This is a genomic window from Segeticoccus sp., assembly GCF_035708005.1.
On record NZ_DASSTI010000163.1, the window covers coordinates 1 to 14287 of the forward strand.

16 protein-coding genes and 1 pseudogene are annotated in these 14287 nt (G+C 69.9%); 14 read left to right on the forward strand and 3 right to left on the reverse strand.

Translation table 11 applies throughout. The annotated features are described in order from the left end of the window. From VFL99_RS15635 to VFL99_RS15665, 7 genes are all read left to right on the forward strand, one after another. The coding region (locus tag VFL99_RS15635) for a multifunctional oxoglutarate decarboxylase/oxoglutarate dehydrogenase thiamine pyrophosphate-binding subunit/dihydrolipoyllysine-residue succinyltransferase subunit (RefSeq protein ID WP_325107284.1) at nt 1-1822 on the forward strand (1822 nt) is incomplete at its 5' end. A 97-nt stretch (nt 1823-1919) separates the two neighbouring features. Beyond that, on the forward strand, nt 1920-3017 hold the full coding sequence (locus tag VFL99_RS15640) for a GNAT family N-acetyltransferase (RefSeq protein WP_325107285.1): 1098 nt from the start codon (nt 1920-1922) through the stop codon (nt 3015-3017). 10 nt (nt 3018-3027) lie between these two features. Then, the gene (locus VFL99_RS15645) at nt 3028-3216 is read left to right on the forward strand and encodes a DUF6104 family protein (RefSeq protein ID WP_325107286.1); all 189 of its coding nucleotides are present in this window, start codon (nt 3028-3030) and stop codon (nt 3214-3216) included. A 5-nt stretch (nt 3217-3221) separates the two neighbouring features. Then, nucleotides 3222-3881: a GDSL-type esterase/lipase family protein gene (locus VFL99_RS15650; protein WP_325107287.1), complete on the forward strand. Its 660-nt coding sequence runs from the start codon at nt 3222-3224 to the stop codon at nt 3879-3881. A 218-nt stretch (nt 3882-4099) separates the two neighbouring features. Further along, nucleotides 4100-4963 (forward strand): DUF4097 family beta strand repeat-containing protein, encoded by an 864-nt coding sequence (locus tag VFL99_RS15655; protein WP_325107288.1) that lies wholly within the window; start codon nt 4100-4102, stop codon nt 4961-4963. Nucleotides 4964-4965: 2 nt separating this feature from the next. Further along, nucleotides 4966-5613 carry a PadR family transcriptional regulator gene (locus tag VFL99_RS15660; RefSeq protein ID WP_325107289.1) on the forward strand — a complete coding sequence of 216 codons (648 nt, stop codon included), beginning with the start codon at nt 4966-4968 and terminating at the stop codon, nt 5611-5613. Further along, on the forward strand, nt 5594-5725 hold the full coding sequence (locus VFL99_RS15665) for a hypothetical protein (protein WP_325107290.1): 132 nt from the start codon (nt 5594-5596) through the stop codon (nt 5723-5725). Before VFL99_RS15660 ends, VFL99_RS15665 begins: the two co-directional genes overlap by 20 nt. Before the next feature lie 23 nt (nt 5726-5748). On the opposite strand, the gene VFL99_RS15670 is transcribed toward VFL99_RS15665, so the two are convergent. Next, the gene (locus tag VFL99_RS15670; RefSeq protein ID WP_325107291.1) at nt 5749-6717 is read right to left on the reverse strand and encodes a zinc-binding dehydrogenase; all 969 of its coding nucleotides are present in this window, start codon (nt 6715-6717) and stop codon (nt 5749-5751) included. Nucleotides 6718-6895: 178 nt separating this feature from the next. On the opposite strand from VFL99_RS15670, the gene VFL99_RS15675 reads away from it, so the two are divergent. The 7 genes from VFL99_RS15675 (at nt 6896) to mctP (ending at nt 12554) form a co-directional block, all read left to right on the forward strand. Continuing rightward, a complete protein-coding gene (locus VFL99_RS15675; RefSeq protein WP_325107292.1) occupies nt 6896-7849 on the forward strand; it encodes an ABC transporter substrate-binding protein in 954 nt (317 codons plus the stop codon). A gap of 7 nt (nt 7850-7856) precedes the next feature. Next, entirely contained in the window at nt 7857-8834 is a 978-nt protein-coding gene (locus tag VFL99_RS15680; RefSeq protein WP_325107293.1) for an amino acid ABC transporter permease, read from the forward strand. After that, the gene (locus VFL99_RS15685; protein ID WP_462283440.1) at nt 8831-9595 is read left to right on the forward strand and encodes an amino acid ABC transporter ATP-binding protein; all 765 of its coding nucleotides are present in this window, start codon (nt 8831-8833) and stop codon (nt 9593-9595) included. Before VFL99_RS15680 ends, VFL99_RS15685 begins: the two co-directional genes overlap by 4 nt. Continuing rightward, entirely contained in the window at nt 9595-9933 is a 339-nt protein-coding gene (locus VFL99_RS15690; protein ID WP_325107294.1) for a S24 family peptidase, read from the forward strand. Before VFL99_RS15685 ends, VFL99_RS15690 begins: the two co-directional genes overlap by 1 nt. Before the next feature lie 59 nt (nt 9934-9992). Further along, nucleotides 9993-10397 carry a superoxide dismutase, Ni gene (gene sodN / locus VFL99_RS15695; RefSeq protein WP_325107295.1) on the forward strand — a complete coding sequence of 135 codons (405 nt, stop codon included), beginning with the start codon at nt 9993-9995 and terminating at the stop codon, nt 10395-10397. Between the two features lie 187 nt (nt 10398-10584). Continuing rightward, nucleotides 10585-10896: a DUF3311 domain-containing protein gene (locus VFL99_RS15700; RefSeq protein WP_325107296.1), complete on the forward strand. Its 312-nt coding sequence runs from the start codon at nt 10585-10587 to the stop codon at nt 10894-10896. Continuing rightward, the gene (gene mctP / locus VFL99_RS15705) at nt 10893-12554 is read left to right on the forward strand and encodes a monocarboxylate uptake permease MctP (RefSeq protein ID WP_325107297.1); all 1662 of its coding nucleotides are present in this window, start codon (nt 10893-10895) and stop codon (nt 12552-12554) included. Before VFL99_RS15700 ends, mctP begins: the two co-directional genes overlap by 4 nt. Nucleotides 12555-12593: 39 nt before the next feature. Here the strand turns inward: mctP and VFL99_RS15710 are convergent, their stop codons facing one another. Next, nucleotides 12594-13895: an HD-GYP domain-containing protein gene (locus VFL99_RS15710; protein WP_325107298.1), complete on the reverse strand. Its 1302-nt coding sequence runs from the start codon at nt 13893-13895 to the stop codon at nt 12594-12596. 8 nt (nt 13896-13903) lie between these two features. Further along, nucleotides 13904-14287 (reverse strand): annotated as a pseudogene (locus VFL99_RS15715) (hypothetical protein); the annotation flags it as partial.

The following is a 14287-nucleotide window of genomic DNA, read 5'->3' on the forward strand; positions in this document are numbered from 1 at the left end:
ACAGGACCGGATCGACCTTGCGGGTGAGGCGTTCACCGTGCTGCCGATCCTCATGCACGGTGACGCCGCCTTCGCCGGGCAGGGCGTGGTCGCCGAGACGCTGAACCTGTCGCAGCTGCGCGGCTACCGCACCGGCGGCACGATCCACATCGTCATCAACAACCAGGTCGGGTTCACCACCTCGCCGTCCTCGTCGCGGTCGACCTTCTACTCCACCGACGTGGCGCGGATGGTGCAGGCGCCGATCTTCCACGTCAACGGCGACGACCCCGAGGCTTGTGTGCGGGTGGCCGAGCTGGCCTACGAATACCGTCAGGCGTTCAACAAGGACGTCGTCATCGACCTCGTCTGCTACCGCAGGCGGGGCCACAACGAGGGCGACGACCCGTCGATGACGCAGCCGCTGATGTACAACCTCATCGAGTCCAAGCGCTCGGTGCGCAAGCTCTACACCGAGCAGCTCATCGGCCGCGGCGACATCAGCGTCGAGGAGGCCGAGCAGGCGCTCAAGGACTACCAGCAGCAGCTGGAGCGGGTCTTCACCGAGACCAAGGAGGCCACCAGGTCCGGCGGCTCCGCGGCCTCGGCGGAGAACGCGGGTCTGGAGCGGCCGACCGCCCAACAGCAGGACGACCAGCGCCCGGACCGGCAGACGCAGACCGCGGTGTCGGCCCCGACGCTGCAGCGCATCGGTGAGGCGTTCACCCACCTGCCCGAAGGCTTCACCGTCCACCCCAAGCTGCAGAAGCTGCTGCAGCGGCGGGCCGACATGACCCGCAACGGCGGCGTCGACTGGGCGATGGGCGAGCTGCTGGCCTTCGGCAGCCTCCTGCTGGAGCAGGTGCCGGTGCGCCTGGCCGGCCAGGACACCCGGCGCGGCACCTTCACCCAGCGCCACTCGGTGCTCATCGACAAGAACACCGCAGAGGAGTGGACGCCACTGCTCTACCTCAGCGACGAGCAGGCCCGCTTCTGGGTCTACGACTCGCTGCTGTCGGAGTTCGCGGCGCTCGGCTTCGAGTACGGCTACTCGGTGGAGCGCCCGGACGCGCTCGTGCTGTGGGAGGCGCAGTTCGGTGACTTCGTCAACGGTGCACAGAGCATCATCGACGAGTTCATCTCCTCCTCCGAGCAGAAGTGGGGCCAGCGGTCCTCGGTCGTGCTGCTGCTGCCGCACGGCTACGAGGGTCAGGGGCCGGACCACTCCTCCGCCCGGATCGAGCGGTTCCTGCAGCTGGTCGCCGAGGACAACATGACGGTGGCCTACCCCTCGACGCCGGCGTCGTACTTCCACCTGCTGCGCCGGCAGGCCTTCGCCCGGCCGCGCAAGCCGCTCGTGGTGTTCACCCCGAAGCAGCTGCTCCGGCTCAAGGCCGCGGTCTCCCCGATCGAGGACTTCGCCCAGGGCACGTTCCGCCCGGTGCTGCCCGACCACGCCGAGCTCGACCCGCAGCAGGTCGACCGGGTGCTGATCGGGTCCAGCCGGGTGATCTACGAGCTGGAGGCCGAGCGGGAGAAGCGCGGCGACACCCGGACGGCGATCGTGCGGCTCGAGCGGCTCGCGCCGCTGCCCGGCGCCGAGCTCGCCGAGGAGGTCGCGAAGTACCCCAACGCCGAGCTGGTCTGGGTGCAGGACGAGCCCGCCAACCAGGGTGCCTGGTGGTTCGTGGCGCTCAACCTGCCCCGGCTGCTCAAGGAGCACGGTGACGACCGGCTGCTCCGCTCGGTCACCCGTCCGGCGTCCGCCTCACCCGCCACCGGGTCGAGCAAGAAGCACGCCGCCGAGGAGGCCGAGCTGGTCCGCCGGGCCTTCGACCGCTGACGCGAACCCTGCCCGGTCCTTGCCCGGTCCCGGTGGTCTCGACCGCCGGGGCCGGGCAATTTCCGTCGGCAGCACCGGCTGCGGAACAATGCGGCAAGTGACAGCGCCCGAAGCCGCACATCCGTCCACCCTCGACCTGCCCGACGGCTGGTCCGCCCGACCCACCGCCCTGGCCGACGTCGACGGCCTCACCCGGCTGCTGTGGCGGGCACAGGAAGCGGGGCGCGGATGGGCCAGCGTCCAGACGGCCGAGGTGGAGCGCGAGCTGTCCGGGCGGGGCGCCGAGCCCCGGGAGCACCTCGTCCTGACCGACGCCGAGGGCGCACTGCGGGCCTGGGGCACCGTGCACGACCGCGCCAAGGGCCGTGTGCTCGTGTCCGTGGCCGTCGACCCCGAGCTCGAGAAGGTCGCCGCCGCTCGGGCCGCCAGGTCGCTCTTCGCGTGGGCCGAGCACGCCGGCGGCGTCATCGCGGTCGGGCGAGGCCTGGACGGCACCCAGCTCGACAGCGGGGCGTTCAGCGACGACCCGCGCCAGCAGCGGTTCCTCGCCGACGCCGGCTACCAGAAGGTGCGGACCTGGTGGCAGATGAGCCGCCCCGTCGCTCCCGAGGAGGCCGACCCGGACGCCTTCCCCGCTCCCAAGCCCGGCGTCCGGATCCGCCGGATCGCCCTGTCCGACGACGGGCTGCCGGACGAAGGCGACCTGCACGCCGTCCACGACGTCCTCGAGAGCTCCTTCGCCGACCACTTCAACTCGCGCTCCGAGACCTTCGACGAGTTCCTCTCCCGGCTGAGGGAGAGCCCGGGGCACCGCTGGGACCACTGGTGGATCGCCGAGCTCACCGACGATGGCCCCCCGGATCCGACCGGGGCGTCACGTGCGCCCGGCGTGCGCGCGGTGGGCGCCGTCATCGCGACCGTCATCCCCCCGCCGCTGGTGGCCTCGGGCATCCCGCAGCCCGGCGGCAGCTACGTCGACTACATCGGCGTGCTGTCCAGCGCCCGGGGTCGCGGCGTGGCAAAGTCGTTGCTGCGAGCGGTGATTGCCGATGCGGCGCAGCGGGGCCGAGCCCAGGTCGGCCTCGAGGTCGACGCCGACTCCCCCACCGGCGCCGACCAGCTCTACTCCTCGATGGGGTGGCGCACGAAGTACAGGACCCAGTCGTGGCACAAGGACATCGAGGTCCCGCGATAACCTCGCTGGCGTGTACTTCACGGACCGAGGCATCGAGGAGCTCGCGCAGCGCCGGGGCGACGAGGAGGTCAGCTTCGAGTGGCTGGCCGACCAGTTGCGCACCTTCGTGGACCTGAACCCCGAGTTCGAGACCAGCGTTGACCGCCTCGCCACCTGGCTGGCCCGCCTGGACGACGAGCTCGACGACGACGAGGACTGATTCGCTTGACCTTTGGCACTCCCGAGGACGCGCCGCAGTTCACCCCCAGCGCCGACTTCCAGGTGAACGACGGGCCGCGCGACATCGCCCTCACCTTCGTCGGTGACGCCTACGTGGCCGGTTACGGGGACCCCAAGGCCCTCGGCTGGGTCTCCCGCGTGCTCGCGCGCACCCCGCACGCGGAAGCCGAGCTCACGGCATACAACCTGGGGGTGCGGGGAGAGTCCTCGGCGGACGTGCTCAACCGGTGGCGCACCGAGTGCGACCTGCGCTGGCGGCACCACAACGAGCGACGACTGGTGCTCGGAATGGGTTCCGGCGATGTGCATTCCGGTATGACGACCGCACGCTCCCGCTTGAACCTCGCCAACGTGCTCGACGACGCCGCGGCCACGGGCATCGGGACCTTCGTGGTGGGGCCGCCGCCGGTGCTGGACGCCGAGGTGAACGCCAAGCTCGAGGTGCTCGTCGAGGCGCAGGCCGACGTGTGCGCGCGGCGCGGGGTGACGTTCGTGGACTGCTACGCGCCGCTGCTCGCCCACGACCAGTGGAAGTCCGACCTCGCGGCAGGTGACGGCGTGCACCCCGGCCAGGCGGGCTACGGCCTCATCGCCTGGCTCGTGCTGCACGCCGGCTGGCAGCAGTGGATGCGCCTCGACTCCTGACACCGCTCCCCGGACCGATCATCGCCTTCGATCATTGTGACGTTGTGGCTGCTGGAGCGACCACAACGTCACAATGATTTGTGGGGGACCACGAGCACAGCGACCCCGAGCCCGCGAGGTTGATGTATCGCGTTTGCTTGACTCGCGATATAACGCGCTATATCGTCTTCTTCACCAACGCGATACATCGCGAACAATCGGACGAAGGAGCGCCAGCCATGGCGATGGAGTGGGAGATCGACGGACCTCGGGTCCTCGACATCGGCGGCGAGCGCGAGACGGTGGCCGCCCTCAAGGTGGCGCTGGTCGCCGGCCGGCTCGACGTGGTGACCCACGACGACTCACCGGCCGCCCGGCTCGAGGTCCACGAGGTCACCGGCCGGCCGCTCAAGGTCACCTGGACCGGCTCGACCCTCAAGGTCACGCACGTGAAGGAGAAGGACGGCAGCCTCTGGGAGGGCCTGAAGGCGTTCTCCCGCGACAGCAAGGACCTCAGCGCCCGCGTGAGCCTGTCAATCCCGTCGGCCGCCGCGGTGAAGGCCAGCACGGTCAGCGCCGACGCCCTCATCACCGGCATCCACAACGACGTCAAGCTCAACACCGTCTCCGGGTCGCTCACCCTGGACGACGTCGTCGGCGACGTCGACGCCAACACGGTCAGCGGCGAGATCGAGTGCCACGCCGTGCGCGGCGACTTCAAGGGCAACTCGGTCTCCGGTAGCCTCACCGTCCTGGCCAGCCAGCTGGTCAACATCAAGCTCAACACGGTCTCCGGCGACCTCACCCTGGACCTGACCGACGGGCGGGCGCGGGTGCAGTCGAACTCCGTCTCCGGCGACGTGACGCTCCGCATCCCGACCGGTGGTGGCTTCGACGTCTCCGCCCACACCATGAGCGGCCACGTCATCATCGACGGCCGGGCGATGCCGAAGGCCACCTTCGGATCGCAGAGCGGCGGCTCGTTGCAGGAAGGCGACGGCGCCCTGCGGGTCAAGGCCACCTCGGTCTCCGGCGACGTGGTCGTCCTGCGTGCCCAGAGCAACGGGCAGGCCGGCAGCACCGACGACGGGCTCGCGGGCTGACGATGGCCGTCTTCGCCCACGGACAGCTGCGCCTCTACCTGCTCGCGCTGCTCAACGACGGACCCCGCCACGGGTACGAGGTGATCCGCGCCCTCGAGGAGCGGTTCAACGGCCTCTACTCCCCCAGCGCCGGCACCGTCTACCCCCGCCTCGCCAAGCTCGAGGAGGAGGGCCTGGTCGAGCGTGCCGACGAGGGCCGCAAGGTCACCTACCGGATCACCGACGCCGGCCGGCAGGAGGTTCGCGAGCGCCAGCTCGACCTCATCGACCTGCAGCAGGACCTCGACCACACCGTCCGCCAGCTTGCCGCCGAGGTGCGCCAGCGGGTCCACGGCAGCGCCACCGACCTGCGGGCCGAGCTCAAGCAGGCGGCCAAGGAGGCCCGCCGCACGGCCACCCCCGCCGGGACCCAGCACGGCGCCCAGTGGGGCCCGTTCGGAGGGTATGCCCGCACCAGCAGTTCCAGCGGAACCGCCGGTTCCGCCCGCGGCGGCTCGATGCACGACGTCGAGGCCGCCATCAACGCCTTCCGCTACGACGTCCGGGACGCGGTCCGCCGACTGCAGTCCGACGAGGAGACGCGTCGGGAGGTCATCACCATCCTGTCCGACACCGCCCGAAGGATCCGAGATGTTCTTCAGAAGCCGTAAGCCCCACCGCCGCGCCGCCCGCGAGGTCGAGCCCCGCCGCCGCAACCTGTCCGTCCGGGAGCTGCGCGAGCAGCAGGCGCGCATGCTCGACGTCTACATGCACCTGCGCTGAGTGCCCACGTCGGTGGGGTGCGCTCACCCCATCGTCAGGACGACCTTGCCGAACAGGTCGCCGGCCGCCATCTTCTCCAACCCGGTCCGCACGTCGCCGAGCGGCAGCACCGAGTCCACCACCGGCTCGATCTTCCGCTCGGTGACGAACCGGACCAGCCGCTCGAGCTCGTCCCGGGTCCCCATGGTGGAGCCGACGACGCGCAGCTGCGTGAAGAAGATCCGGTTGATCTCCATCCGGCTCGGGTCACCCGACGTCGCCCCCGCGACCACGACCGTGCCGCCGGGCTTGAGCGACTTCATCGAGTGCGACCACGTCGCCGCACCGACCGTCTCCAGGACCGCGTCGACCCGCTCGGGCAGCCGCGCGCCGGACTCGAAGGCCTGCTCGGCGCCCAGCTCCACCGCGCGCGCCCGCTTGGCCTCGTCGCGGCTGGTGACCCACATCCGCAGCCCCGCGGCGGACCCCAGCTGCACCGCCGCCGTGGCCACGCCCCCGCCGGCTCCCTGCACGAGGACCGTGGCGCCCGGGGAGACCCCCGCGTTGCTGAACAACATCTTGTATGCCGTCAGCCAGCTGGTCGGCAGGCAGGCGGCATGCTGCCAGGAGAGCTCCGCAGGCTTGGGGACCAGGTTGCGGGAGGGGACGGCGACCCGCTCGGCGAGTGTGCCGGCATACCGCTCGGACAGCAGGGTGCGGCGCGGGTCCAGGGTCTCGTCACCCATCCAGCCCTCGCTCGGCACGACCGAGTGGACCACCACCTCGTTGCCGTCCTCGTCCACGCCCGCGCCGTCGCAGCCGAGGACCATCGGCAGGCGGTCAGCGGGCAGCCCGACGCCCTGGAGCGAGAACAGGTCGTGGTGGTTGAGGGCGGCGGCCCGGAGCGTGACCACCGACCAGCCGGCACGCGGCTCGGGGTCCGGCTGCTCCCCGACCTGCAGGCCGGAGATCGGGTCGTCGGCGGACTGGCTGGCGGCGTAGGCGGCGAGCATTCCTCGACCCTAGCCGCCGCTGAGGGCCCGGTCCGCGAGGACAACGCGTCACGAACCGGTATAGGTGCACGGTGGGCGCATGTTCCCTCGCTACATTGGGCCCCGTGACAGATGCCGTCGCCCGGCGTGGTCTGTCCGACCGATTCCGCAACGGACGAGAGGGTCAACCATGAGTGGTGTGCGTCGAGCACGCGGCAGCTTCGGTGTCGTGGCAGGTGGGGCCGCGCTGCTCCTGCTGGTCGCGGCCTGTGGCTCATCCAACAACGCAGGGTCGTCGGGCAGCAGCTCCTCGACGACCACGTCCGGATCCTCCTCGTCCTCCGGCGCGGCGACCGGGCTGAAGAAGGACGCCAAGCTGGCCGCGATGGTGCCCAAGAGCGTCTCCTCCGACGGCAAGGTCGTCGTCGCGACGGACCCGACCTATGCCCCGATGGAGTTCATCGGCAGCGACAACACCACGCTCATCGGCGTCGACCCGGAGCTCGGGCAGGCGCTGGGCCAGATCCTCGGCATCCAGTTCCAGTTCCAGAAGGCCACCTTCGACGGGATCATCCCCGGCTTGGCCTCGGGCAAGTACGAACTCGGCATGTCCTCCTTCACCGACACCAAGCAGCGGGAGAAGGTCGTCGACTTCGTCACCTACTTCAAGGCCGGCACGGCGTTGCTGGTGCCGAAGGGCAACCCGAAGCACCTCTCGCCGACCGGTGACTCGTTGTGCGGGCTCACCGTGGGTGCGGAGAAGGGCACGATCCAGTCCGACTCCGACATGCCCGCGCGCAGCAAGAAGTGCGTGGCCGACGGCAAGAAGCCGCTGAACGAGAAGACCTACCCGGGGCAGGACGGCGTCAACCTCGCACTGTCCACGGGACGCATCGACGCGGCGCTGGCCGACTCCGGCGTCGCCGGCTACATGGCGGAAAAGTCGCACGGCAGCTTCCAGACCGTGGGCAAGGCCTACTCCACCGCGCCCTACGGGATCGCGGTGCCCAAGAACGACGGCCAGTTCACCAAGGCCCTGCAGGGCGCGATGCAGAAGCTGATCAACAGCCCCGAGTACATGAAGATCCTCAAGAAGTGGGACGCACAGCAGGGCGCGATCACGACCTCGCAGATCAACGTCGCCAAGAGCTGAGGTACCTGTGACGACAACCGATCGAGCTCCGAGGCGCACCGCGGAGGAGATCAAGGCGGTCCCCGTCCGACATCCCGGCCGTTGGATCGCCATGGTCGTGGTGCTCGTCCTGGTGGCGATGCTGGTCAACGCCATCCTGACGAACCCCAACTTCCACTGGGACATCGTCTTCCAGTACCTGACGGTGCACTCGGTCCTCATCGGGCTCTGGCACACGGTCCTGCTGACCGTGATCTGCCAATCCATCGGCATCGTCGGCGGGGTCATCCTGGCGGTGATGCGGCTGTCGCCGAACCCGATCCTGTCCGGGATCAGCTGGCTCTACATCTGGTTCTTCCGCGGGACGCCGCTGCTGGTGCAGATCCTGTTCTGGGGCTTCATCGGGGCGCTGTTCAAGACGGTCGGGCTGGGCATCCCGTTCGGCCCGGAGTTCGTGACCTTCCAGACCCAGGACCTGATCACGGTCTTCGCCGCCGCGGTCCTCGGGCTGGGCCTCAACGAGGCGGCCTACATGGCCGAGATCGCCCGGGCCGGGATCCTGTCGGTCAACGAGGGCCAGACCGAGGCCGCGCAGTCCCTCGGCATGTCCCGGCTGCTCACCATGCGGCGCGTCGTGCTGCCCCAGGCCATGCGGGTGATCATCCCGCCGACCGGCAACGAGACCATCTCGATGCTCAAGAACACCGCCCTGGTCAGCGTCATCGCCTACGGGGACCTGCTCTACTCCGTCCAGGTCATCTACTCCCGTACCTACCAGACCATCCCGCTGCTCATCAGCGCCAGCATCTGGTACCTCGTCCTGACCTCGATCCTGACCATCGGGCAGTTCTACATCGAGCGGCACTTCGGTCGCGGCTCCACCCGGAACATGCGGGACACCCCCCTGCAGCGGCTGCGCCAGCTGGTCTTCCGCCAGCACGACCCGATGGCGTTGGGGCGGCAGGAACCACCCGACCTCCTCGGCCCGGGAAGTAGGCAGCTGTGAAGACGCCCATGGTTCGCGCCGAGGGCGTGCACAAGCGGTTCGGGCTCAACGAGGTCCTGTGCGGGATCGACCTCGAGGTGAACGAGGGCGAGGTGATGTGCATCGTCGGGCCCTCCGGATCGGGCAAGTCAACCTTCCTGCGCTGCATCAACCACCTCGAGAAGATCAACGCCGGAAGGCTGTTCGTCGGCGAGGACCTGGTCGGCTACCGCGAGCGCGGTGGCCGACTGCACGAACTGCGCGACAGCGAGGTCTCGGCCAAACGCCGCGAGATCGGCATGGTCTTCCAGCACTTCAACCTCTTCCCGCACATGACGGCGCTCGGCAACATCATCGAGGCCCCGATCCGGGTGGCCCACCGCAAGCGGGCCGACGCCGAGCGGGAGGGCCACGAGCTGCTCACCCGGGTCGGTCTCGGCGACCGGGCCGGGGCCTACCCCTCCCAGCTGTCCGGCGGCCAGCAGCAGCGCGTGGCGATCGCCCGCGCCCTCGCGATGCACCCCAAGCTGATGCTCTTCGACGAGCCCACCTCGGCCCTCGACCCGGAACTGGTCGGTGAGGTGCTCGACGTCATGCGCGAGCTGGCCCGCTCCGGCATGACGATGATCGTGGTCACCCACGAGATGGGCTTCGCGCGCGAGGTCGGCGACTCGATCGTGTTCATGGACCAGGGCGTGATCGTCGAGGCCGGGAACCCCCGGGAGGTGCTGACGAACCCGCAGCACCCGCGGACCAAGGAGTTCCTCTCCAGCGTCCTGTGATGCGGTCGCGCCAGCTCGGTCTCGCCCTCGTGCGGGGCCGGTCGATGGAACCGACGCTGCACGAGGGCGACCGACTGCTGGTGTTGTATGCCGGGAAGCCGCGCCCGGGCGCGCTGGCCCTCGTGCGGCTGCCGGACGCCCCGACCGGTCCGCGCCCGCTCGCCGTCAAACGGCTGCGCCGGCGGGAGACGGACGGCTGGTGGGTGGAGGGCGACAACCTCGGCGCGGGCGTCGACTCGTGGACGGTCGGCACCATCCCGGACGGGGACGTCGTCGCCCGAGTGCTGCTGCGGCTGCCCGGACGGGGCCCCCTCGCACGGCTCTGGCGGCGGCGGTAGGTTGGAACGCGTACTCCGCGTCATTGCGAAGCCCGAGTCAACGTGAAAGGGATGAGGAGATGTTCTCTCGCTTGTTCGCCCCCACCGTCGAGGTCAGCGCACACTGTGACCTGCCGTGTGGTGTCTATGACCCCGCGCAGGCCCGCATCGAGGCGGAGTCGGTCAAGCAGATCATGGTGAAGGCCGCGGACAACAACGACCCGGACTTCCGGATGCGTGCCACCATCATCAAGGAGCAGCGCTCCGAGCTGGTCAAGCACCACCTGTGGGTGCTGTGGACCGACTACTTCAAGGCGCCACACTTCGAGAAGTACCCGAACCTGCACACGCTGTTCAACGAGGCCACCAAGCTGGCCGGCGCGAGCGGCACCAAGGGTTCCTGGGACGTCAGCGTCGCCGACCAGCTGCTCGGCAAGATCGAGGAGATCGCCAAGATCTTCGCCGAGACGAAGCAGGCCTCCTGACGGCCGCCTGACCCGGCCCGGCGGCACCGTCGCCGGGCCGCACGAAGCCCGTCGCACCACCCGGTGCGGCGGGCTTCGCCGTGTCGGGATTGTTGTGTCGGTGCGTTCCGAGACGGGTGGGACAGGAGTAACTTCGCTTGATGCCCGGGTCGCGCTGGCTGCGACCCCGATCTGCCGGGAGGTTCCCGTGCCACCAGACACCGAACAGGACACCGCACCACCCGCGAATACCGGTCTGCTCGTCGCAGCCGGCATCTGCGTGCTCATCCCGATCGTGGCCCTCATGTGGGTCGGCTCGTATGCCCGGGAGGACCCCAAGCTCGGACCGGTCCCCTTCTTCATCTGGTACCAGATGATGTGGGTGTTCCTGTGCGCCGGCTTCACCACCGTGGCCTACCGGCTCGTGCTCAAGGCCCGGCCCCACCGCCCGATGTCGAGTGACGACGCCGGGAGCGGCGCCCGCCGCCACGGCGCCGACGAGGAAGGACCGATCCTGTGAACGCCCTCGCCACGGCGCCGCTGCCGCCGGACCACCACGGGATCAACGGGGTCGCCCTCGCGATCCTCATCATCCTGTTCCTGGTCGTCACCGTCATGGGCTTCTGGGCCACGCGCTGGCGCAAGGGCACCGACGGCATGAACTCCCTGGACGAGTGGGGCCTCGGTGGCCGCAGCTTCGGCACGTGGATCACGTGGTTCCTGCTGGGCGGCGACCTCTACACGGCCTACACGTTCGTGGCCGTGCCGGCGGCGATGTTCGCGCTCGGCTCGGTGAGCGGCTTCTTCGCCGTCCCCTACACGATCGTGCTCTATCCGATCATCTTCGTGTTCATGTCCCGGCTGTGGTCGGTCAGCCACCGGCACGGCTACGTCACGCCGGCCGACTTCGTGGAGGGACGCTACGGCTCGCGCGGGCTGTCCCTCGCGGTGTCGATCACCGGGATCCTGGCGACGCTGCCCTACATCGCGCTGCAGCTGGTCGGCATCCAGGCGGTGCTGGAGGTCGCCGGTCTCGGCGGCAGCAACGCCCTCGCCTCGGACCTGCCGCTGTTCATCGCGTTTGCCGTGCTGGCCGCCTACACCTACTCCAGCGGTCTGCGGGCACCGGCGATCATCGCGTTCGTCAAGGACACGCTGATCTACCTCGTGATCATCGTCGCCGTGATCTACCTGCCGGCCAAGGTGGGCGGCTGGACGCACATCTTCGACGCGGCCCAGCAGAAGATGGCGACGCCGAACCCCACGACCGGCAAGCCGACCGGCGCGTTCATCCCGACGCCGGCGCAGTTCTGGGCCTACGCCACCCTCGGCCTCGGTTCGGCGCTGGCGCTGTTCATGTACCCGCACTCGATCACGGCGACGCTGTCGTCGAAGTCGCGTAACACCATCCGTCGCAACGCCTCCATCCTGCCGGCCTACAGCTTCCTGCTGGGGCTGCTGGCGCTGCTCGGCTGGGTCGCGATCGCCGCCGGCACGCAGCCGATCGGGTTGAACGGCCAGCCGAACCCGCAGCTCGTCGTGCCGCAGCTCTTCGAGGACATGTTCCCGTCGTGGTTCGCGGGAGTGGCCTTCGCGGCCATCGCGATCGGCGCGCTGGTGCCGGCCGCCATCATGTCGATCGCGGCGGCGAACACGTTCACGCGCAACATCTACCGGGAATGGCTCAAGCCGGATGCGACGCAGGAGCAGGAGGCCAAGGTCAGCAAGCTGATCTCCCTCGTGGTCAAGCTCTTCGCGCTGGTCTTCGTGCTCACCCTGCCCCGGCAGAACGCGCTGAACTTCCAGCTGCTCGGCGGGATCTGGATCCTGCAGACCTTCCCGGCCATCGTCTACGGGCTCTACACCCGGTGGTTCCACCGCTGGGCGCTGCTCGGCGGCTGGGCGGTGGGCATGGTCTACGGCACGGTCAAGGCCTACAACAACGTCAGCCCGACCGGGCAGCACTTCGCCGGCTCGGTGGCCAACATCGAGGGCCTCGGGCAGATGGGCTACATCGCCCTGACCGCCTTCGTGCTCAACACGTTGGTGGCGATCGCGCTCACCCTGGTCTTCCGGGCCGCCAAGGTGCCGGACGGACGGGATGCGACCGTCAAGGGCGACTACTTCGCCGATGCGGGTGACCCCAAGGTCAAGCCGATCCCGGAGCTGGTCGAGTAGTCCTCGCGCGGCCGGGGAATGTCGACTCCCTGCGGCGGGTCAGGAGCGCTGGCGCTCGATGACCCGCTGCAGGGAGTCGACCACGTAGGGGTCGAACTCGTAGCCCAGGCCGAGGTGGATGCGTTCCATCGCGGCGTCCTGCCGGTGAGCGGTCGGCATACCCTTGGAGTAGTCGTCGAAGGCGTTGGCGACCTTGAGGATGCGGCTGGACAGCGGCAGGTCCTCCCCCAGCTCGCGCACCTGCCGGTAGGACGTCGCCTGGGCCTGCATGATCGTCGACGCCGTGTCGAGCACACCCGTCTCGCGGACGATCTGGGCGCCGTGCACGGCGATCCGCTGGGCGTCGGTCGGGGCCACCAGCGTCGTCGCGCCCCGCGGGATCGGGGTCTGCAGGGAGACCTGGCCGATGTCGTGCAGCAGGGCGGCGTACTCCAGGTCGAGCAGCTCACGCTCGGACAGGCCCATGTCGCGACCGACCGCCACGGCCAGCGCCGCCACCCGGCCCGAGTGCCCCGAGGCAGTGAAGCCGCCGACGTCGGTCAGGCGCGACAGCGACCGGATGGTCTGCCGGTAGGTCTCGCGGACGGCCGCGTGCCGGCGCACCGACAGCTGCATCAGCAGCAGGGGGAAGAGGAAGAGCGGGATCGCCGCCACCCCGAGGGGGCGCTCGGCGAGTGAGACCAGGGAGGCACTCGCCGCCAGCCCGACGTAGGGGGCAGCGACCGCGCGCGCCTCGTCGGCGATCGACTGGCGCAGCGGTGCGTGCAGGCGCCCGGCGCGCGCGACGGAGGTGAGCAGCACCTGCAGCAGCAGCGCGATGGCGGCGACGCCGACCATGACGAGGCCGGGGACCCAGCGACGATCGTCGACGTCGACCATGACGTCCATCAGGGTCCGGCCGGCGACGAGGGGGAGGTCGCGGAAGAACCATGCCGTGAGCCCGATGACGAGCAGTCGTGCCGCCAGGTCACTCGCCTGCGGGCTCCGCCCACCGGCCCGGTGCACCAGGTAGCCCACGACCATCGCGAGCGCCGTCGTGGCCACCACGAGCGGCGCGTGGTAGTGGGTCGGGTGGTTCATGGGAGCCTCGCCGGTCATGGCGAAGGCGAGGCTCGCGGCGATCGCCACGAACGGCACGTCGCGGACGCCGAGCAGGCTGACGTGCAGCGACTCCCCCACGGCGATGGCGAGGAAGAAGGCGACGACCACGATGAGGCTCGTGCCCGGCATACCGGGGAGGCGGAGGACGGAGGCGACCAGGGCGAGGACGGCGCCCACGGCGGCGACGACGGTGTAGGCCTGACCGAGGTAACCGGCGTCGAGGCGGTACTGGTGCTTCATCGTGAGCCTCAGGCCCGCGCCCAGCGGGAGTGGTCGGCGGTGCCCTGGTCCGACGGCGGGTGCTCGGCGCCGTCCTCCGTGTCGGTGACCTGCTCCCGCAGAGCGGCCGCCCACGCCCTGGCCCGGACCCGGAGCTCGTCGGCGTGCGCCGCCATGAGGTCGCTGACCGCCGGGTCGTCATGGTCGTGGGCGCTGCCGGCGCGCGCCAGGGTCGCGTCGTCGATCTGGTTGGGCTCCCAGCGCTGCCCCTCGAGGCCACGCTCGAGGGCCTCCACGCAGGTCGGGTCGAGCTGGCTCCCGGCGCGGTCGTGCAGGGTGCGCAGGGCCTCCGCGACGGAGAGCGCCGGGCGGTAGGACCGGGTCGTCGTCATCGAGTCGAAGGCGTCGGCGAC